Genomic DNA, 18,962 nt, shown 5'->3' with positions numbered 1-18,962 from the left:
GCGTCGGCCTGAGCCAGGGCTGTCACATGATGAGCGGCCCGAGTCGCTGCGCTGGCCGCTCATGCCGCCACCTTCCGCTGCGCTCCAGGCGTCGGCCTGAGCCAGAAGCTGTCACATGATGAGCGGCCCGAGTCGCTGCGCTGGCCACTCATGCCGCCACCTCCGCTGCGCTCCGGCGTCGGCCTGAGCCAGGGCTGTCACATGATGAGCGGCCCGAGCCGCTCCGCTGGCCGCTCATGCCGCCACCTTCCGCTGCGCTCCAGGCGTCGGCCTGAGCCAGAAGCTGTCACATGATGAGCGGCCCGAGCCGCTCCGCTGGCCGCTCATGCCGCCACCTCCGCTGCGCTCCGGCGTCGGCCTGAGCCAGGGCTGTCACATGATGAGCGGCCCGAGCCGCTCCGCTGGCCGCTCATGCCGCCACCTTCCGCTGCGCTCCAGGCGTCGGCCTGAGCCAGAAGCTGTCACATGATGAGCGGCCCGAGCCGCTCCGCTGGCCGCTCATGCCGAAACCACCAGTTGTCGCGGCGAGCGCATGCCCGGCAGGAAGAGGAAGGCGAAGGTCACGACCGCGCCGAGGACGCCCGCGCCGACCAGGGTGTTCTGCACGCCGATGGCCGAGGCGACCGGGGCGGCGAGGGCGTAGGACAGCGGCACCAGGGAGATCGAGATGAACCAGTCGACGCTGGACACCCGGCCGAGCATCTCCTCCGGCACGAGCTTCTGCTTCGCCGTCGCCCAGGCGATCGTGCCGGCCGCCTCCAGGCCGTTGACCAGGGCGCAGGCGATGGCGAGGTGCCAGGAGGCGGTCGCCATGCCGTAGCCCGCGACGGCGAGGGTGGCAAGGGTCCAGGTGACGTAGATGAAGGGCATGTACTTGTTGGGCACGCCCCGCTGGCCGACGATCAGGGCGGCCGCGATGGCGCCGATGCCGCCGCTGGCCAGGACCAGGCCGAGATCTCCCGCGGTGCCGTGCAGCTCGTTCTTCACCACGAACGGCAGCAGCACCTCGGTCGGGCCGATGAAGAGCAGGTAGGCGAAGGTCGCGGCGAGGAAGGTGCCCCACAGCCACACGTTGCGGCGCACGTAGTTCATCCCCTCCTTGAACTCCTCCCAGACCGAGCCGGCCTCCTCCTGGGCCTCCTGCGCGGACGTGACCGGCCGCATCAGCCACAGGCAGGTGGCGGAGACGGCGAACGTGACCGCGTCCAGCGCGAACGCCAGTCCGCTACCCCCGATCGCGATCAGGATGCCGCCGATCGAGGGTCCGGCCATCTGCAGCGCCGCCGGCCGGACGAACTGGTCCAGCGCGTTCGCCTGGACCAGGTCCTTCTCCGGCACGAGCTGCGGCACGATCGAGTCGAACGCCGGGCCGAAGAAGCCCGAGGCGGCCCCGTAGACCGCCACCAGCGCGACGATGTGCCAGACCTGAACGACGCCGGTCAGGCTGAGCACGGTCAGGACGGTGAGCACCGCGCCCCGCACCAGGTCGGTGCACAGCATGATCTTCCGCCGGTCGAACCGGTCGCTGATCACCCCGCCGAACAGCAGCGTGGCGACCTGGGGCAGCGAGAGGGCGAACCCGACGACGGACATCGCCGCGGGCGCGCCCGACAGCGCGTACACCTGCCAGGCCAGCGCGACGAGCAGGATGCCGTCGCCGATCAGCGAGCTGCTCATCCCCGTCCACAGCAGGCGGAACTCCCGCTCGCGGAGAGGGACGAGCAGACCCGGAAGCTCCCGCCGCCGCCGCTTCGCGCCGGCAGCGTGAGCCGGAGACTGTGCCCATGGCGAGCGGCTCCTCCGCTCCGCTCCGGACCGCTCGCGCGGAGCGCGATGCTTGGACATCAGCCCGCGGTCCGCAGCTGCCCGCGGCCGGCGAGGTCGGTGAGCACGACGTTGAGCTGGTCGAGCTCCTCGTACGTGTTCGCGGCGGTCACCTGCACCCGGAAGCCGACCTGGTCACGGGGGACCAGCGGGTAGGCGGCCAGGGTCACGTAGATCTCCCGGTCCCACAGGTACTGCCCGACCTTCGCGATGTCCTCACCCTCGGCGAGGGGCAGCTCGATGATCGGCGTGGTGCCGGTGTTCGGCGTGTACAGGTTGAGCGCCCGGACGTGGTCGAGCACGTGCATCGTCTTGCGGTACAGGTCGGCGCGGATCTCGTCGCCGCGCTTCTCGTTGACGTCGAGGCCGGCCATGACCGTGGCGAGCGACGCCGTCGGCGACGGGCCCGAGTACAGGTACGGCGGCGCGGCGACCTTGAGGTGGTTCTTCAGCCACGTCGGCAGCGCCAGGAACGCCATCAGCGACGAGTACGACTTGGAGAAGCCGCCGACCAGCACGATGTTGTCGTAGGTCTCGCCGGCGTACTTGACGATCGCGTTGCCGCGCGAGCCGTAGGGCGAGGTCTCGTCCGGGGTGCGCTCGCCGATGACGCCGAAGCCGTGCGCCTCGTCGACGTAGAGCAGCGCGTCGTGCTCGCGGCAGACCTGCGCGAAGCGGGCCAGGTCCGGGGCGAGGCCGGTCATCGAGTTGACGCCGTCCATCGCGACCAGCTTGGCGACCCCGGCCGGGGCGGCCGCGAGCAGCTCCGCGAGGTGCTCCGGGTCGTTGGCGCGGAAGCGGGTGACGGTCGCGCCGAGGCCCTTGGCGTACATGCAGCCGTCGTAGATCGTCTTGTGCGACTGCGAGTCCAGGAAGATCATGCCCTGGCCGGCGAGGATCGGGATGACCGACATGTGGATGTGGGTGATCGTCGGCAGCAGCAGCGTGTCGGGCGCGCCGAGCAGCTCGGTGAGGCGCTCCTCGATCTCGACGTAGGGCTTCGGGTTGCCCAGCAGCCGCGACCAGCTGGGGTGCGTGCCCCAGGTGCGGATGTACGGGTCGACCGCGTCCATGATCTCCGGCTCGAGGTCGAAACCGAGGTAGTTGCACGACGCGAAGTCCGACAGCCAGTGCTGGCCGACCCGGATCCGGCGGCCGGCGATCTCCTCGATCGTGGCGTCGTACATCGGGCTGCTCGTGCGCAGGCGCTCCAGGTCGGCCCAGCGCCCGTCACGGCGGATGTAGCTGGCCTCGGTGCTGTGCAGCGGGCTGACGGTCATTCGTCCTGCCTTTCATAGAAGGGGTGTCGCAATCCATTGCAACGGGCAATTGGTGCGTCATCCGGTCCGGTCGGGTTGCGGTCCGGTTGGGTGACACGGGCCACCGTCGGTGGTTCAGGCGTCGGTGGTTCAGGCGTCGGTGGTTCAGGCCATCGCGGCGAAGGGTGCCGCTTTGGGGATCAGGGCGAAGGCGTCCGGTTCGGACAACGGCTTCGCGAAGAGGTAGCCCTGGCCGTACGGGCAACCCATGTCGCGCAGGGCGACCGCCTGCGCGGACTCCTCGACGCCCTCGGCGACGACCGCCAGGTCGAGCGTCTGGGCGAGGGTGACGATCGCGGTGACGACCGCCCGTTGCTGCTTGGACTCGAGCATGTCGTCGATGAACGACTTGTCGATCTTGAGCACGTCGATCGGCATGTGCTGCAGGTACGACAGCGACGAATAGCCCGTGCCGAAGTCGTCGATCGCCAGCCGGACCCCCATCGCCCGCAGCGCGTCGAAGTCGGCCCTGACCTGCTCGTCGTTGCGCAGCAGCAGGCTCTCGGTGATCTCCAGCAACAGCGTGCCCGGCTCCACCCCGGAGGCCCGCAGCAGCTGCCTGACCTCCTCGACGAAGCCCGGGGTGCGGAACTGCCGGACGGACACGTTGACGCTGATGTACCGCAGCGCCCCGGGCGCCGTGGAGCGTTGCCAGCGGCCCACCGTGTTGAGCGCCTGTTGCAGCACCATCCGCCCCATCGGCACGATCAGGCCGCTCTCCTCGGCCACCTCGATGAAGTGGCCGGGCGCGATCATGCCCCTGGTCGGGTGGTTCCAGCGCACGAGCGCCTCGAAGCCCAGCGGCGCCCCGGTGTCCAGGTCGACGATCGGCTGGTACTGCAGCACGAACTGCTGCTCCTTGACCGCCTGGTCGAGCGCGGCGCGCAGCTCCAGGCGTTCGAGCACGGCCGTGTGCAGGTCCGACTGGTACCGCCGCCACTGGCCCTTGCCGGCGCCCTTCGCCACGTACAGCGCGAGGTCGGCCTGGCGCATGAGCTCCTCGGCGGAGTTCGCGTCGACGGTCGTGGACAGCCCGACGCTGCAGATGCCGTTGACGTCCTGGCCGCCGATCTCGAACGCCTCGCCGAGCGCGAGGACGATCCGCTCCGCCGCGAGCTCCAGGTCGGGCATCGAGTCGGCCTCGATCAGCGCGGCGAACTCGTCGCCGCCGAGCCGGGCGACCGTGTCGGTGGCGCGCAGCGCCGCGGTGATCCGCTCGCCGACCGCGACCAGCAGCGCGTCGCCGACGGCGTGGCCGAGCGTGTCGTTGACGATCTTGAAGTCGTCGAGGTCGATGAAGAGGACCCCGACCAGCCCCTGGTCCCGCTTCGCGCGGGCGACGGACTGCTCGACCCGGTCCTGGAACAGCACCCGGTTCGCCAGGCCCGTCAGCGCGTCGTGGAACGCCTGGCGGATCAGCTGCTCCTCCAGCTGCCGGCGCTCGGTCACGTCCCGTACGGTGAGCACCAGCCCGCCGACGGTCTGGTCGTCGCGCAGGTCCCGGCAGTCGACCTCGACCATCAGGCCCGCGCCGTCGACGCGCTCGGCGCGCAGGTCGATCTGGTTGTGCGTGTGCAGCCCGCCGCGGACCTGGGAGAGCAGCTCCGCGAGGCGGGACCGCTCGTCGGCGGCCACGAACTCCCAGAGCTCGAAGCCGGCGAGCCGCTCGTCGCCGAACACGGTGCCCGCCGACGGGCTCGCGTACTGGATGAGGTCGTGCTCGTCGACGATGAGGATCACGTCAGACGTGTTGTGGATCAGGGTCCGGAAGTAAGCCTCGCTGTTGCGCCGGTTGACCTCGGCGGTCAGCGTCATGCGCTCCATGGCCATCGCGGCCTGGGAGGCGAGCACCTCGAACGTGGTCTGCAGCGCCTGCAGCGTCTCGGTCGGCGCGCCGACGTACAGCATGTCGCCCTCGACGCCCATCGGGTGGCGCAGCGCCGAGCTGTACGCGCGCAGCAGCTCCCGGGTGTCGGGGTCGAGCCCGGACACGCGGACCAGGCCCGGCTCCTCGGCCCGCTCGGCGCGCACCAGCGTGACGGTGTGCACGACGCCGTCCGGCAGCAGCCGGTCGACCGCGTGCCGCACCGCGGCGAGGGCCTCGGCGGTGTCGGCGGCCGACACCAGCGTGGTGGTCGCCTCGCGCAGCTCCCGCTCGCGGGACATGGACTGGCGGTGGTTGCCCATCACGCCGGCGAGGCGGGCGAGCACCAGCACGAACATGACGCCGGACATGACGGCGATGACGGCCGCGTCGCGGACCGTGCCGAGGCTCGCCTCGACCAGCAGCACGCCGGGCGCGATCAGCGAGGCCGCGCCGAGCAGCGCGATGCGGCGCACCCCGACGTCGGACGCCTGCGACCTGGCGGGCTCCGTCAGCTCGACCATCGACGGGTGCAGGGCGGCCGCGGCCCAGCCGGCGTAGCAGAGCACCCAGCCGAGGTCGGTGGGGCCGCCGACGTGCCAGTCGCCGTTGAGCTGGATGAGGCCGTACACGACGTCGGCGACGAGCAGCCCGGCGGTGCCGACGCCCAGGATCACGATCGACGGGCTGCGGCGGCCGCCGCCGGTGATCAGCCGCGCGAACACCGCCAGGGTGAGCACGTCGCCGAGGGGGTACGCGATGGACACCAGCTTCTGCACGAGCGTCAGCTCGGTGCTGCGCACGTACGGGTCGATCAGGAAGATCCAGGACAGCAGCGCCAGCCCGATGGTGAGCGTGGTCGCGTCGAGCAGGCTGTCGCGGTCGTGCCGCCCGGTCCGGGACCGGATGAAGCCGAGCAGGCCGCCGGCGACGAGGGGGTACATCGCCAGGTACAGCACGTCGGAGAACGACGGGAACGGGTTCGCCATCCCGAACACGTCGGTGAGCAGGTTGTAGAGGAAGTCGCCGGCGCCGAACGCGAACAGCGCCGCGGCCAGCAGATACCACGGCCAGCGCTTGCGCGGGCGGTGCACGAGCACGCCGACGACGACACCGGCGGTGCTGGACATGCCGATCGCGCCCCACCAGAGCATGTGCTGACCGGGCCACAGGTAGAACGCCACGGTGAGCAGCGCCATCCAGGCCGCGAACCAGGTGCTGAGCTGGCGTGTCACCAAGTCCCCCGCCTCCATCCCGCTCGCCTGTGCCGGATCCACGGTTCGGATCTCCCCGCGACTGACCAGATCGGTCGGCGGAGGATGGTCTGAACAAATACCGGGGTGCGGGTCGGGTCGGCTGAGTTGCCGGACGGGTCGGCCGAACGGCCGACGGCGCCGCCCCTTCCGGCGGCCGCGTTCATGCCGGGAACGCCGGGCGCCGGCCTTCGCGAGCCGGCCGAGGGCGGCCAGCGCCGCGAGCACCGCGAGGACCGGCACCAGGCGCCCCTCGCGCAACCACAGCGCCGGCAGCCCCACCTTCGGCACCCGCAGCCGGGCCAGGCCGCGCAGGTTCGCCGCCGGTACCGCCGCCGAATCCTCCGACGCGTTGGCGTCGCCCTTGGTGGTGAAGGTGCCGTCGGCGTTGCGGCGCACGACGCGGTGCACGAGCAGCCTGCCGGGCCGCGCCGGGTCCTCGACCACGACGACCTGCCCCGCCCGGACCTGCCCGGGCGCCACCGGGGCGGACACCACCAGGTCGCCCGGGGCGATGCCGGGCCGCATCGAGCCGGTCAGCACGACCTGGCTGTCCCAGCCGAACACCAGCGGCGCGAGCGTGGCGGTCAGCAGGGCACCGACGCAGGCCAGCGTGGCGGCGGCAACGCCCCGCACGGCGATCCTGAGCAGCTCCAGCACGACCTTGTGCTCATCGGCAGCCGATCACCGCACTGAACCTGTTCGCCGCCTTGAACGGCAACCCTGTGGGCGCAGTGTTCCCGTCATGGCAATCCTGTCCAGATTGACGCCGCTGGCCGCAGTCCCGGTCGGCCTCACCGTGGCGGGCGTGTTCGTATGGCAGGCGTCCTTCGCGGCGTTCTCCGCGACCACGACCGACGGGGCCGACGCGTGGGCCGCCGGGTCGGTCTCGTTCGGCACCAACGCGCCCGCGACCGCGATGTTCAACGTGTCCGGGGCGAAGCCGGGCAGCACCGGCACCGCGTGCGTGAAGATCACGTACACCGGCAGCCTCGCGGCCAACGTGCGCCTCTACCTCAAGAACGCCGACCTGACCGGCACCGGCCTGGCGGGCTACCTGACCCTGCAGGTCAACGAGGGCACCGGCAACGCCGCGGACTGCTCCGACTTCGTGTCCTCGGCCAACGACTACAACCCCATCGGCATGGCCGACACCACGAAGACCCTGGCCGCCTTCAACACCGCCAGCAACTCCTACGCCACCGGGGTCAGCGGCTGGGGGGCGACCCAGAACGCGACGAAGACCTACCAGTTCAGGTGGCAGCTGCAGGACAACAACGCGGCCAACGGCCTGACCGCGTCCGCCACGTTCACCTGGGAAGCCCAGAACACCTGATGACCCGTGTGGTGCTGCTGCTCGCCCTGCTGGCGCTGATCGTCCCGGTCAGCGCCAACGCGGCGTTCACGGCCGCCACCCAGAACGGCGGGAGCACCTTCGGGTCCGCGGCGACGTTCCAGACGTACCCGGCGGCGGTGACGGGCGACACGCCGTGGGCGTACTGGCGCGGCGAGGACACCACGACCACCGCCGCCGACTCGTCCGCCGCGGCGCACCCCGGCACCTACCAGGCCCCGGTGCAGGGCGCCTCCACCTGGTGGCCGGCGGACGAGAACGCCGGCAGCACCGTGGAGGACCTCTCCGGCTCGGCTAACCGGGCGACGCTCGGCCCGGCCGCCGGCTGGGCGACCGGCCGGGACGGCGCGCACTCGGCGATGTCGTTCACCGGCAACGCCACCACCAGCTACGCCGCCGGCAGCCTGCCCGCGGTCCGCACCGACCAGAGCTTCACCGTGATGGCCTGGGCCTACCCGAACTCGTTCGGCCAGCACCGCGCCGTGCTCAGCCAGGCCGGGGCGACCAGCAGCGGGTTCATCATCAAGTACGAGAGCAGCGTGGCGAAGTGGCGGGTCATCATGCCGCGGAACGACGGCACCAACCCGACCAGCGAGTCGGCGACCTCGACCACGGTCCCCGCCACCGGCACCTGGGTGCACCTGGCGGTCGTGTTCACCGTCGGCGGCGCGCTGCAGCTGTACGTCAACGGGGTGCTGGAGAACAGCACCAGCACGCACACCACGCTCTTCGACGCGACCGGCGCCCTGCAGGTGGGCCGCAGCCAGTGGAACGGCGGCTGGACCGACGCGTTCGACGGGCGGATCGACGACGTGCGGACCTACCGGCGGGCGCTCAACGCCGGTCAGGTCGCCGCCGTGTACGGCAACGGCGAGACGACCCACTGGAACCTCGACGAGGGCACCGGCACCACCACCGCCGACTCCGGCACCACGAGCAACACCGGCACCCTCGGCTCCGGCGCCTCCTGGACCACCGGCCCTGCCGGCCACGGCAACGCGGTCACCCTCGACGGCACCGCGAACGGCGTCGTGGCGGGCACCGCGCCCGGCGTGCGCACCGACGTCGCGGTCAGCTTCTCCGCCTGGGCGAAGGCGTCGGCGGCGACCGCCAACACGTCCGTGATCAGTATCAACGGCACCAACGCGGTCGGCGCGACGCTCGGGATCAACGCGAGCGGGAAGTGGACGTTCGCGCTCACCCAGACCGACACCCTGTCGCCTGCGGTGGACGCGGCCTCCGCGACCGCCGCGGTGAGCACCGGCACGTGGGTGCACCTGGTCGGCGTCTACGACGGGATGTCGGCGATGAAGCTGTACGTCGACAGCGCCCTCGCCGGCAGCGGCACCCACACCGTGCGCTGGAACGCCGCCGGCGCGCTGCAGGCCGGCCGGCTGCGCACCACGGCGGCGGCCTACGGCGGGGCGTTCAGCGGCGCGGTCGACGACGTGCGGCTCTACGCCCGGGCGCTCAACGCCTCGGACGTCGCCGCGCTGTTCGCCAACGGCACGGTGGACCCGGGGCCGGGCGTGGTGCCGAACCCGATGACCGTCGGGCTGCCCGGCGCGCTGCAGGGCGCCCAGCAGGGCCAGTCGTCGAGCACCGCGGCCGGGTACCGCGGGGTCACCAACCTGTCGTCGAACGCCACCGCCGCCAACCCCGGCCCGCTCACGGTCGAGGCGTGGATCCGCACCTGGGCGGGCGGTGTGGTGATCGGCTTCGGCAGCACCCAGAACGGCGCCGGCGGGACCCCCGACCGGGTGCTCTACGTCGACTCCGGCGGCCGGCTGACCTTCGGGATCTACCCGGGCTCGTTCGTGACCGTGCGCTCACCCGCCGGGACGACCTACAACGACGGCGCCTGGCATCACGTCGCCGCGAGCGTCGGGGCCGCCGGGCTGCGGCTCTACGCCGACGGCGCGCTGGTGGCGAGCAACGCCGCCTACACCGCGGCGTCGAGCTTCACCGGCTACTGGCGCGTCGGCGGGGTCGGTCTCGCCGGCTTCGGCAACCGGCCGGCGAACGACTACTTCACCGGGGTCATCGACGAGCCGGCGGTGTATGCGGCACAACTGAGCGAGCAGCAGCTCGCCTGGCACTTCCACGCGAACCACTGAGCACGAGGGTCTTCGTCTCGCGGGTGATCTGGTGGTGGTGCTGCGGCTCGGCGTAGAAGCTCAGCCCGATGACGCTGCCGAGGGTGACCACGAAGCCGGCCGCCACCAGCCACTCCCGGCCGGGCCAGACGCCGTCGCCGAGGAACAGCAGGCCGACCAGGGCGGCGGGGACCGCGCCGGCCGCGTCCATGGCGGCGACCGCGGCGGTGGTCGAGCCGCGCTGCATCGCCAGGCCGAGCAGCAGCTGGCCGACGAGCGAGTGGGCGATCAGCAGGTAGGACAGCGGGTCGGTGAAGAACTGCCCGAGGTTGTCGGCGGAGGCGAGGGGCCGCGACGCGACCGCCGCCGCGCCGAAGGCCACGCCGGACAGTGCGCCGAGCGCCACGGATCCGGGTGCGCCGTGCAGCCGGCCGGCGAAGAAGCCGACGACCGCGATCGCGCCGAGGACGACGACCAGGCCGACCACGCCCGCGGTGCCGAGCTGCCGCGACGGCGCGGGCTTCGCCGCCAGCACCAGCGCGGCGATGCCGAACGCGAGCATGACCAGCAGGGCGAGCTCGGCCCGGGGCAGCTTCCACTTGAGGATGAGCACGCCGAGCAGGGCGGTGACGCCGAGGCCGGCGGCCATCGCCGACTGCACCAGGAACAGCGGCAGGTCGCGCCGGGCGAAGAAGGCGAGGGCGAAGCCGCCGAACTGGCAGGCCACCCCGACGAGATACGACTTGTGCCGGCCCAGGCGCAGCAGCAGCATCGGGTGGAAGCCGTGGTGCAGGTCGGTGCGGGCGGCGGCCACGGACTGCAGCAGGTTGGCCACCCCGTAGGCAGCGATCATCGCGCCGAGGAAGAGCCAACTCCAAGATGCCACCCGGAGAGGATAGACCCGGTTCGGAGCCGGGGCATGCGGACCTTTCGGTTTAGCCTGACAAACCGGACAATCTGGGGCTTCCCAAACGGGTGAGAACGTCCTCGTGAAGGTGACCGTTCGTAGCGACGGCGCTCCCCCCGCCGGGTCCGGGCTCACCCTGCAGGTCGGTGAACGTGCCGCCGGCCTCGGTGACGATCGGCACCAGGGCCGCCAGGTCCCACAGCGACAGCTCCGGCTCGACCATGATGTCGACCGCGCCCTCGGCCAGCAGCATGTAGCCGTAGAAGTCGCCGAACGCCCGCTGGCGCCAGGTCCGGCGGGTCAGGTCGAGGACGGCGTTGAGCCGCCCGGCCTCCTCCCAGCCGCGCAGCGACGAGTAGCAGAAGCTCGCGTCGGCGAGCCGGTCGACACCGCTGACCTTGATCGGCGTCGCCGCGGCCGTGTGCCGTCCCGCATACGCACCGTGACCGAGCGCGCCCCACCAGCGCCGCCCCAGGGCCGGCGCCGACACCAGGCCGACCACCGGCTGAGCGCCCTCCATCAGCGCGATCAGCGTCGCCCAGATCGGCACCCCGCGGACATAGTTCTTGGTGCCGTCGATCGGGTCGATGACCCACTGGCGGGTCCCGGGGCCGGCGGCCGCCTCGGTCGCGCCGTACTCCTCGCCGAGCACGCCGTCGCGCGGCCTGGCTCGCTGCAGGGTGGCGCGCAGCGCCTTCTCCACCGCCGTGTCCGCCTCCGTCACCGGCGTCAGGTCCGGCTTCGTCGACACGTGCAGATCCTGGGCGCGGAAGCGCGGGACGGAGATCGCGTCCGCGGTGTCGGCAAGCATGTGAGCAAGGGCCAGGTCGTCCGCGTAGCGCGCCATGCGCGGAAACTTAGCCGACGATCGCCATCTTCTGGCAGTACTGTCGCCGTTTGTGAGCAGTCACCAGCCGCCCCAACGCTCCGCGCCGGGTTCCGCCGGCTCGCCCGCCGCGCTCTGCGGCCTGCTCGCCGAAGAGGACCGGCTCCGCGTCTATGCCGCCGTGGTGCTCGGTGCGCCGGGTCTCACCGCGGTCGAGGCCGCGACCGGGCTGCCCGCCCGTGCCGTCGCCGCCGCCGTCGGCCGCCTCCAGCAGGGCGGCCTGCTCAGCGTCGCCGACGGTGCCCTGCACGCCGACGTCGAGGTCTTCAAGGACTCCGTCCGCGCGCACGCCGCGACCCCGGCGGCAGTCGAGCCGATGGATCCCGACCGGCAGCGCGACCAGATCCTGCGCACGTTCGTCGTCGACGGCAGGCTGACCCAGATGCCGGCCGCGCACGGCAAGCGCATGGTGGTGCTGGAGCACATCGCCTCGTCGTTCGAGCCGGGCATCCGCTATCCGGAGCGCGAGGTCAACGCCGTGCTGCGGGCCTGGTTCGACGACTACGCCGCACTGCGCCGCTACCTGGTGGACAGCGACCTGCTGTCGCGCGCCGACGGCACCTACTGGCGCAGCGGCGGCCCGGTCGCGCTGTAGCGGCCCGGCTCAGAGCTGCGGGAGCTCGTCGTTGCCGGCGTCCTGGGGGTCGAGGGTGCCCTCCTTGGAGGCCAGGAGGCGGCGGAACGACGCGAGGCGCCTGGGGTCCGCGCCGCCCTCGGCGACCAGCATGTCCAGGCCGCACTCGCCGCCGGCGCCGGTGTGGTCGCAGTTGGGCGCGCACCTGGTCGACGCCTCGACGAGGTCCGGGAACCCGTGCAGGACGCTGTCCGCCGACACGTGCGCCAGGCCGAACGACCGGATGCCCGGGGTGTCGATGATCCAGCCCAGGTCCTCCGGCAGGCGCAGCGCCACCGCGCTGGTCGACGTGTGCCGGCCCTTGCCGACGGCGCTGACCACGCCGACCGCCCGGTCGGTGCCGGGGACGAGCCGGTTGACCAGCGACGACTTGCCGACCCCGGAATGGCCGATCATCACCGACACCTTGCCGCTGAGCGCCTCGACGAGCTCGTCGAGCGGCGCGTCCGGCCGGCACAGCACATACGGCAGGTCGAGCTCGGAGTAGTAGTCGAGCACCGCCTCCGGCCCCGCCAGGTCGCCCTTGGTGAGGCACAGCAGCGGCTCGATCTCGGCGTCGTAGGCCGCGACCAGGCACCGGTCGATGAAGCCGGTCCGCGGCGGCGGGTCGTGCAGCGAGTTGACGATCACCAGCTGCTCGGCGTTGGCGACCACGACCCGCTCGAAGCGGCCCTCGGTGGAGCCCTCCTCGTCGTCGGCCGTGCGCATCAGCACGGAGCTGCGGTCGTCGATGCGGACGATGCGGGCGAGGGTGTCGGGGCGCCCGGTGACGTCGCCCACGATCTGCACGTTGTCGCCGACGACGACCCCGCGGCGGCCGAGCTCCCGGGCCCGCATGGCCGTCACCACGGCATCCGTCTCCGCGACGTGGCAGGTGTACCGGCCGCGGTCGACCGCCACGACGAAGCCCTCGACGGCGTCGCTGTGCTTGGGGCGGGTGCGCGTGCGGGGTCGCGAGGACCGGCTCGGGCGGACCCGGACGTCATCCTCGTCGTACTCGCGCTTGCGCGTCAGTCTTGCCCTCCCACCGAGCCCGGACCATGCACCATCGTTGACCATAGCCGGGGGAACTCCGGCAGTGTCTTCGCGGTGCATGTCACGTCGTCGAGCCGGACCCCGCCGACGGCGAGCCCGACGACGGCGGCGGCGTGCGCGAGGCGGTGGTCGTCGCGGGTGGCGAACGTGCCGCCGTGCAGCGGGCGGGGCCGGATCCGCAGGCCGTCGTGGTCCTGGGTCACGTCGGCGCCGAGGCTCGTCAGCCCTTCGACCAGCGCGGCGAGCCGGTCGGTCTCGTGCCCGCCGAGGTGCGCCAGGCCGTACAGGTGGGAGGGGGAGTCCGCGACGGCGGCGAGGGCGGCGAGCACCGGGGCCAGCTCCGAGACGTCGGCCAGGTCCGCGGTGACGCCGTGGACCCGGCCGGTGCCGCGCACGACGAGCCCGTGCCGGGTGACCGAGGGTGAGCCGCCCATCTCGCGCAGCAGCTCCAGCAGGCGCGCGCCGGCCTGGATGCCCGGGCGCGGCCAGCCGGCGAGGGTCACCGTGCCGCCGGTGACGATCGCCGCGGCGAGGAACGGCGCGGCGCCCGGCAGGTCCGGTTCGATGTCCCAGGCGCGGCCGTGCAGCGGGCCGGGCTCGACGACCCAGACGTCGGGCCGGCTGTCGTCGATCCCGGCGCCGGCGGCGCGCAGCATCTGGACCGTCATCCGCAGGTGGGGCGCGAGGGGGAGCGGTGGCCCGGCGTGCCGCACCGAGAGGCCGCGGTCGAACTCGGGCGAGGCGAGCAGCAGCCCCGACAGCAGCTGGCTGGAGGCGGACGCGTCGATGGTGACCGCGCCGCCGGTGACCCGCCCGACGCCGTGCACCGTCAGCGGCAGCCCGGCGGTGAAGTCGACCCGGGCGCCGAGGCCGCGCAGCGCGCCGATCAGCGGCGCGATCGGGCGGGCCCGCGCGCGCTGGTCGCCGTCGAACGTGACCGGCCCGTCGGCGAGGCCGGCGACCGGGGGCAGGAAGCGCAGCACCGTGCCGGCCGCGCCGACGTCGATGCGGGCGGGCCCGCCGAGCGGTCTCGGGCGCACCAGCCACAGGTTGTCGTCCGCGGTGGACACGTGGCTGCCCATGGCGCGCAGTCCCGCGGCCATCAGCTCGGTGTCCCGGGCGCGCAGCGGGCCGCGCAGGGTGCTGGCGCCGAAGGAGATCGCGCCGAGGACCAGGGCCCTGGCCGTCATCGACTTCGAGCCTGGGAGCCGGACGGTGGCGGTGACCGGCCCGGGGGCGGTCGGTGCTGTCCACGGCAGATACGCGGGGGCGGTCAGGTTCGGCACGCGTTCAGTGTGCGGCCCGTCTCCGTGCGTAGCGACCGCTGGCGATGCATTCCTGGCCGTGATCGGTACCGTAATGAGTATGTGTGGTCGGTATGCGACATCCCGCAGCAACGTTGACCTGAGCGCGCTGTTCGAGGCCGCCGACGAGACCGGCGGGCTCGAGCCGGACTACAACGTCGCGCCCACGGACCAGGTGCCCGTCGTGCGCGTCTCGCAGTCCGCCGGCGGCCGGGTCCTGACCGCGGCCCGCTGGGGCCTCGTCCCGTCGTGGGCGGCCGACCTGAAGGTCGGTGCCAGGATGATCAACGCGCGGTCCGAGACGGTGGCGGAATCCAAGGCGTTCGCACAGTCGTTCGCGAAGCGCCGCTGTCTTGTCCCGGCGGACGGCTGGTTCGAATGGAAACGCGGCGACGGCGCCGGTTCGGGCAGAGCCGATAAGCAGGCGTATTTCATGACACTCGGTGACGACGAGCCGTGCGTATTCGCCGGAATCTGGACGGTCTGGGGTCAGGGCGACGCCCGGGTGCTCACCTGCAGCATCATCACCGCCCCCGCCGTCGACGATCTGACGCTCATTCACGACCGCATGCCGCTGCTGCTGCCCGAGTCGCGGTGGGACGAGTGGCTGGCGGCCCCGGTCGATGAGCGGCTGCTCGCGCCGACGCCGTCCGAGCACGTCGGGCGGCTGGAGCTCCGCCCGGTCGGCGCGCGGGTGGGTGACGTACGTAACGACGGCCGTGATTTGCTCGACCGCGTGCCGGCGCCGGCGCTGCGACCTGGCGATGTGGAGTCGATCGATCTGACCCTCTTTTAGGCCGTACGTCCATTTTCTCCCCGGCAAGTTTTGCCGATCCGCGTGAAAACTCTTGTATTTGCAGGTGTTTGTGCGATAGAACACAGCGCCGGTAGGTCAATGTCGGATGGGGGCATCCCGACGTTTTCCTGCCTTGTGTTCGTTTGACCCACGGGGGAGGTGGGTGTATGACCCGGGCGAGGATGCCACGCCCGCATGAGGTCGCTGCCGCCAAACGTGATCCGCGTCTTCTACGCGCGGTTCGCGAACAACAGGGCGATGATGCCTGGCGGACACGCGGCGCATGCCAGACCGTTGATCCGGAGACGTTCTTTCCGGCCCCGAGCGAGCCCGCCGACGCTGCCGTCGCGTTGTGCCGCACCTGCGACGTCCAGGGCGCATGCCTCGCCTGGGCGCTGGAGGTCGGCGACTGCCACGGGGTGTGGGGAGCGACCACACCGCGTGAGCGGCGTGCGATGCTCGTCGCATGGCGCAGCGACGCTCCACAACCCGCCCTGACGGGCGCGGCACAGGGATCCGAGCATCGGATGGGTCCGGTGGCGTGCCTGCCACTGGTGCCGATCCAGCGGCGGGACCCGGTGGGAGCCGCCAGCGGCTGACCGGCGGCGCTCCGCCGGGCTCGTCAGCCGACGACCTTTCGAGCTCGCCGGCCGGATCCCGATCCGGCCGGCCGGCTCACCCTTCCGCCGATCCGCGGCCCCGTCCACGGAGCCGCTCGCGGGCCCGTCGCTCGCTCGCCGGCCAGGAGGTCGAGACCCCGCACGGGGTCGCGCGCTTCTCGCTCGACGTGCCCGCGGGGTACACGGGGACACTGCTCGTGCTGGGCCATGGTGCCGGCGGCGACGTCGACGCCGTGGACCTGGTCGCGGTCCGCGCCGCCGTGCTCGAAGCCGGCGCCGGGGTCGCGATGGTCACCCAGCCCTACCGGGTCGCCGGCGCCCGCCGCCCGCCCGCACCCGCCAGGCAGCTCGACGCCGCCTGGCTCGCCGTCCTCACCGAGCTGCGCCGCCGGGTGGCGATCGACACGCTCGTCGTCGGCGGCCGGTCCAGCGGCGCCAGGGTCGCCTGCCGCACCGCCGCCGAGGCCGGCGCGGACCGGATCGTGGCGCTGGCCTTCCCGCTCCACCCGCCGGGCCGCCCCGAGGTCACCCGGGCGGATGAACTGCTCACCGGCGTGCCGACCCTGGTGCTCAACGGCGACCGCGACGCCTTCGGCGTCCCGTCGCCGGGACCGGCCGTCCACGTCGAGGTGCTGCCCGGCGAGACCCACGCCCTGTCGAAGGCGCCGGCCGTGCTCGCGCGACTCGCCGTGGCGTTCGTCACCGCTCCCGCCGTCACTCGTTGAACAGCATGTGACCGGTGCAAATCGGACACGCTCTCCACACCGCGGACCGACGTCGTTCCGCAAACTCCCAGGCCCTTCCTGTTCCCGGTGGCCGGCCGGTCCCAAATGCAAAGGCCGGCCGCCGGGGCAGGCGGGTAGGAATTGCCGGGCGGGCGCGGACGTTACACAGTCCGTGCGACGCTGCCGAGGCGTCGCCTGTGGAGGGAAATCTCGTGGCCATCCTTGAGCGCGAGGATCAGCGCATCCGCGAGTTGCTGTTCAGCCCGTCGTGGCCGGCGGCGACCGACGCGGAGCCCGATCCGTCCTGGCAGCCCATCGCCCGCGAGCGGTTGACCGGCGCCACAAATTCAGAAGACCCTCAGCAACTCGGCGTATCCTCGTCAGGACGGTCGAGGGTTGGAGTCGCACGAGTGGTCAGCAGCGAGAGCGCGGTGCAGCAGCGCATCCGGTTCGAGCACGACGCGTTGCCCTTCATCGATCAGCTGTATGCGGCGGCCCTGCGCATGACGCGCAACCCCGCCGACGCGGAGGACCTCGTCCAGGAGACGTTCCTCAAGGCATATGCGGCGTTCCACCAGTTCGAGACGGGCACCAATCTCAAGGCCTGGCTCTACCGCATCCTGACCAACACCTACATCAACTCCTATCGCCGCCGGCAGCGCCAGCCCGTCCAGGCGCCGACCGAGGAGATCACCGACTGGCAGCTCGCCGAGGCCGAGTCGCACACGTCCAGCGGTCTGCGCTCCGCCGAGACCGAGGCCCTGGACCGCCTGCCCGACTCCGACGTCAAGGAGGCGCTGCAGTCGCTGCCGGAGGAGTTCCGGCTCGCGGTCTACCTCGCCGACGTCGAAGGCTTCTCCTACAAGGAGATCGCCGACATCATGAACACGCCCATCGGCACTGTGATGTCCCGTCTGCACCGAGGGCGCCGCAACCTGCGGCGTTCGCTCGAGACTTATGCTGCCGACCGGGGATTCACCCGCACCCCGTCCGCTGAGCCGAGCGAGGTCTGAGATCGATGAGCTGTGGAGACCCGCACGAGACTGACTGCGGCGAGGTCCTCGCCGAGGTGTATATCTACCTCGACCTGGAGTGCACCGACGACCGCCGGTCCCTGATCCGCGACCACCTCGACGAGTGCTCGCCCTGCCTGCGCGAGTTCGGCATCGAGCAGGAGGTGAAGGCCCTCGTCGCCCGCTGCTGCGGCTCCGAGCTGGCCCCCGACGACCTCAAGAGCCGCCTGCGGTCCAAGCTGTCCGAGCTCGTCGTCAACGCCGAGGCCCGGGAGCTCCAGACGGAATAGCGGCCGCTTCGGCTTCCGCTTCGGCTTCGGCTTCCGCTCGCGACGCGTTCGGCGCAGGGCCGAGCGCCGGCCGGGTGGGCGCGGATATGCTGCGTTCGCGATTCCGACGTCAAAGGAGACCGGGGATGTCCGACGAGATCCGCGCCGAGATGGTGGCCAACGTATGGAAGATCACCACCGAGGTCGGGGCCGAGGTCAACGAGGGTGACACCCTCGTGATCCTGGAGTCGATGAAGATGGAGATCCCCGTCATCGCCGAGTCCGAGGGCACCGTCAGCCAGATCGCCGTCAACGAGGGCGACGTGGTGCAGGAAGGCGACCTCATCGCCGTGATCGGGTGACGGACGCGGCGCCGGTGGTCCGGCGGGCGACATCGGAGGACCACGCGGAGGTCGCGCGGCTGACGGTTGACGCGTTCCGGGCGGACGGCCAGCTGGACGACGGGCACGGCTACGGCGCGGTGCTCGCCGACGTCCGGACCCGCGCCGAGCACAGCGAGATCCTGGTCGCCGAGTCCGCCGGCGTACTGCTCGGCGCCGTCGCGTTCGTCCTGCCGGGCACCAGGTATGCGGAGCTGTCGAAGCCGGGCGAGGCCGAGTTCCGGATGCTCGCCGTCGACCCCGCCGCCCAGCGCCGCGGGGTCGCGCGGGCACTGGTGCGCGCCTGCATCGACCGGGCGACCGACCTCGGCTGCGAGTCCATGGTCATCAGCACCCGGGACCGCAACGCCGGCGCCCTCGGGCTGTACGGCAGCTTCGGCTTCGTCCGCGAGCCCGCCCTCGACTGGTCACCGGTCGAGGGCGTCCTGCTGCTCGGCCTGCGCCTGAAGCTGCCGACCGCCGCAACCTGACCACCGCGCCGTCGCCCGCGCTGCGTCGCCGTGTCGCCGTGTCGCCGTGTCGCCGTGTCGCCGTGTCGCCGTGTCGCCGTGTCGCCGTGCCGCCGTGCCGCCGTGCCGCCGTGCCGTGCCGCCGCGCTGTGCCGTCGCGACCTGGCCGTCCACGCTGTGCCGTCGTCGGCTCTGCCGCCGCGCCCGCCCACG

General features: G+C 72.1%; 17 protein-coding genes. 10 read left to right on the top strand and 7 right to left on the bottom strand.

The annotated features are described in order from the left end of the window. Positions 1 to 498 precede the first annotated feature (498 nt). From ACZ6TV_RS15265 to ACZ6TV_RS15255, 3 genes are all read right to left on the bottom strand, one after another. Entirely contained in the window at positions 499 to 1,845 is a 1,347-nt protein-coding gene (locus ACZ6TV_RS15265) for an MFS transporter (RefSeq protein WP_465297775.1), read from the bottom strand. Next, complete coding sequence (locus ACZ6TV_RS15260; RefSeq protein WP_465297774.1) at positions 1,845 to 3,104, bottom strand: aminotransferase class I/II-fold pyridoxal phosphate-dependent enzyme; 1,260 nt, start codon at positions 3,102 to 3,104, stop codon at positions 1,845 to 1,847. Before ACZ6TV_RS15260 ends, ACZ6TV_RS15265 begins: the two co-directional genes overlap by 1 nt. A 144-nt stretch (positions 3,105 to 3,248) precedes the next feature. Beyond that, on the bottom strand, positions 3,249 to 6,920 hold the full coding sequence (locus ACZ6TV_RS15255) for a signal peptidase I (protein ID WP_465297773.1): 3,672 nt from the start codon (positions 6,918 to 6,920) through the stop codon (positions 3,249 to 3,251). An 85-nt stretch (positions 6,921 to 7,005) separates the two neighbouring features. Between ACZ6TV_RS15255 and ACZ6TV_RS15250 the strand changes: the two genes are divergently transcribed. Further along, on the top strand, positions 7,006 to 7,596 hold the full coding sequence (locus tag ACZ6TV_RS15250; RefSeq protein WP_465297772.1) for a hypothetical protein: 591 nt from the start codon (positions 7,006 to 7,008) through the stop codon (positions 7,594 to 7,596). After that, positions 7,596 to 9,731, top strand: coding sequence for a LamG-like jellyroll fold domain-containing protein (locus ACZ6TV_RS15245; protein WP_465297771.1), 2,136 nt, complete (start codon positions 7,596 to 7,598; stop codon positions 9,729 to 9,731). Before ACZ6TV_RS15250 ends, ACZ6TV_RS15245 begins: the two co-directional genes overlap by 1 nt. On the opposite strand, the gene ACZ6TV_RS15240 is transcribed toward ACZ6TV_RS15245, so the two are convergent. Both ACZ6TV_RS15240 and hisN read right to left on the bottom strand, forming a co-directional pair. Next, positions 9,655 to 10,563 (bottom strand): hypothetical protein, encoded by a 909-nt coding sequence (locus tag ACZ6TV_RS15240; protein WP_465297994.1) that lies wholly within the window; start codon positions 10,561 to 10,563, stop codon positions 9,655 to 9,657. The two genes, ACZ6TV_RS15245 and ACZ6TV_RS15240, sit on opposite strands and share 77 nt — an antisense overlap. 82 nt (positions 10,564 to 10,645) lie before the next feature. Continuing rightward, positions 10,646 to 11,464: a histidinol-phosphatase gene (gene hisN / locus ACZ6TV_RS15235; protein ID WP_465297770.1), complete on the bottom strand. Its 819-nt coding sequence runs from the start codon at positions 11,462 to 11,464 to the stop codon at positions 10,646 to 10,648. A 52-nt stretch (positions 11,465 to 11,516) separates the two neighbouring features. Between hisN and ACZ6TV_RS15230 the strand changes: the two genes are divergently transcribed. Next, positions 11,517 to 12,098: a DUF2087 domain-containing protein gene (locus ACZ6TV_RS15230; protein ID WP_465297769.1), complete on the top strand. Its 582-nt coding sequence runs from the start codon at positions 11,517 to 11,519 to the stop codon at positions 12,096 to 12,098. Positions 12,099 to 12,107: 9 nt separating this feature from the next. On the opposite strand, the gene rsgA is transcribed toward ACZ6TV_RS15230, so the two are convergent. Both rsgA and aroA read right to left on the bottom strand, forming a co-directional pair. After that, positions 12,108 to 13,196: a ribosome small subunit-dependent GTPase A gene (gene rsgA, locus ACZ6TV_RS15225; protein WP_465297768.1), complete on the bottom strand. Its 1,089-nt coding sequence runs from the start codon at positions 13,194 to 13,196 to the stop codon at positions 12,108 to 12,110. Next, the gene (gene aroA / locus ACZ6TV_RS15220) at positions 13,148 to 14,458 is read right to left on the bottom strand and encodes a 3-phosphoshikimate 1-carboxyvinyltransferase (protein WP_465297767.1); all 1,311 of its coding nucleotides are present in this window, start codon (positions 14,456 to 14,458) and stop codon (positions 13,148 to 13,150) included. Before aroA ends, rsgA begins: the two co-directional genes overlap by 49 nt. A gap of 79 nt (positions 14,459 to 14,537) precedes the next feature. Between aroA and ACZ6TV_RS15215 the strand changes: the two genes are divergently transcribed. From ACZ6TV_RS15215 to ACZ6TV_RS15185, 7 genes are all read left to right on the top strand, one after another. Further along, complete coding sequence (locus tag ACZ6TV_RS15215) at positions 14,538 to 15,272, top strand: SOS response-associated peptidase (RefSeq protein WP_465297993.1); 735 nt, start codon at positions 14,538 to 14,540, stop codon at positions 15,270 to 15,272. Between the two features lie 167 nt (positions 15,273 to 15,439). Further along, on the top strand, positions 15,440 to 15,871 hold the full coding sequence (locus tag ACZ6TV_RS15210) for a WhiB family transcriptional regulator (RefSeq protein WP_465297766.1): 432 nt from the start codon (positions 15,440 to 15,442) through the stop codon (positions 15,869 to 15,871). A 188-nt stretch (positions 15,872 to 16,059) separates the two neighbouring features. Continuing rightward, positions 16,060 to 16,617: an alpha/beta hydrolase family protein gene (locus tag ACZ6TV_RS15205; protein WP_465297765.1), complete on the top strand. Its 558-nt coding sequence runs from the start codon at positions 16,060 to 16,062 to the stop codon at positions 16,615 to 16,617. 410 nt (positions 16,618 to 17,027) lie between these two features. Continuing rightward, the gene (locus tag ACZ6TV_RS15200; RefSeq protein WP_033358435.1) at positions 17,028 to 17,630 is read left to right on the top strand and encodes a sigma-70 family RNA polymerase sigma factor; all 603 of its coding nucleotides are present in this window, start codon (positions 17,028 to 17,030) and stop codon (positions 17,628 to 17,630) included. A 5-nt stretch (positions 17,631 to 17,635) separates the two neighbouring features. Continuing rightward, positions 17,636 to 17,920, top strand: a complete 285-nt coding sequence (rsrA, locus tag ACZ6TV_RS15195) for a mycothiol system anti-sigma-R factor (protein WP_465297764.1) — start codon at positions 17,636 to 17,638, stop codon at positions 17,918 to 17,920. A 125-nt stretch (positions 17,921 to 18,045) separates the two neighbouring features. Then, on the top strand, positions 18,046 to 18,261 hold the full coding sequence (locus ACZ6TV_RS15190) for a biotin/lipoyl-binding carrier protein (protein ID WP_380122560.1): 216 nt from the start codon (positions 18,046 to 18,048) through the stop codon (positions 18,259 to 18,261). Further along, on the top strand, positions 18,258 to 18,770 hold the full coding sequence (locus ACZ6TV_RS15185; protein WP_465297763.1) for a GNAT family N-acetyltransferase: 513 nt from the start codon (positions 18,258 to 18,260) through the stop codon (positions 18,768 to 18,770). The genes ACZ6TV_RS15190 and ACZ6TV_RS15185 overlap by 4 nt, the downstream gene beginning before the upstream one ends. Positions 18,771 to 18,962: the final 192 nt, after the last annotated feature.

This window comes from Dactylosporangium sp. NPDC051087 (genome assembly GCF_055586325.1).
This window is presented reverse-complemented; position numbering and strand designations above follow the sequence as displayed.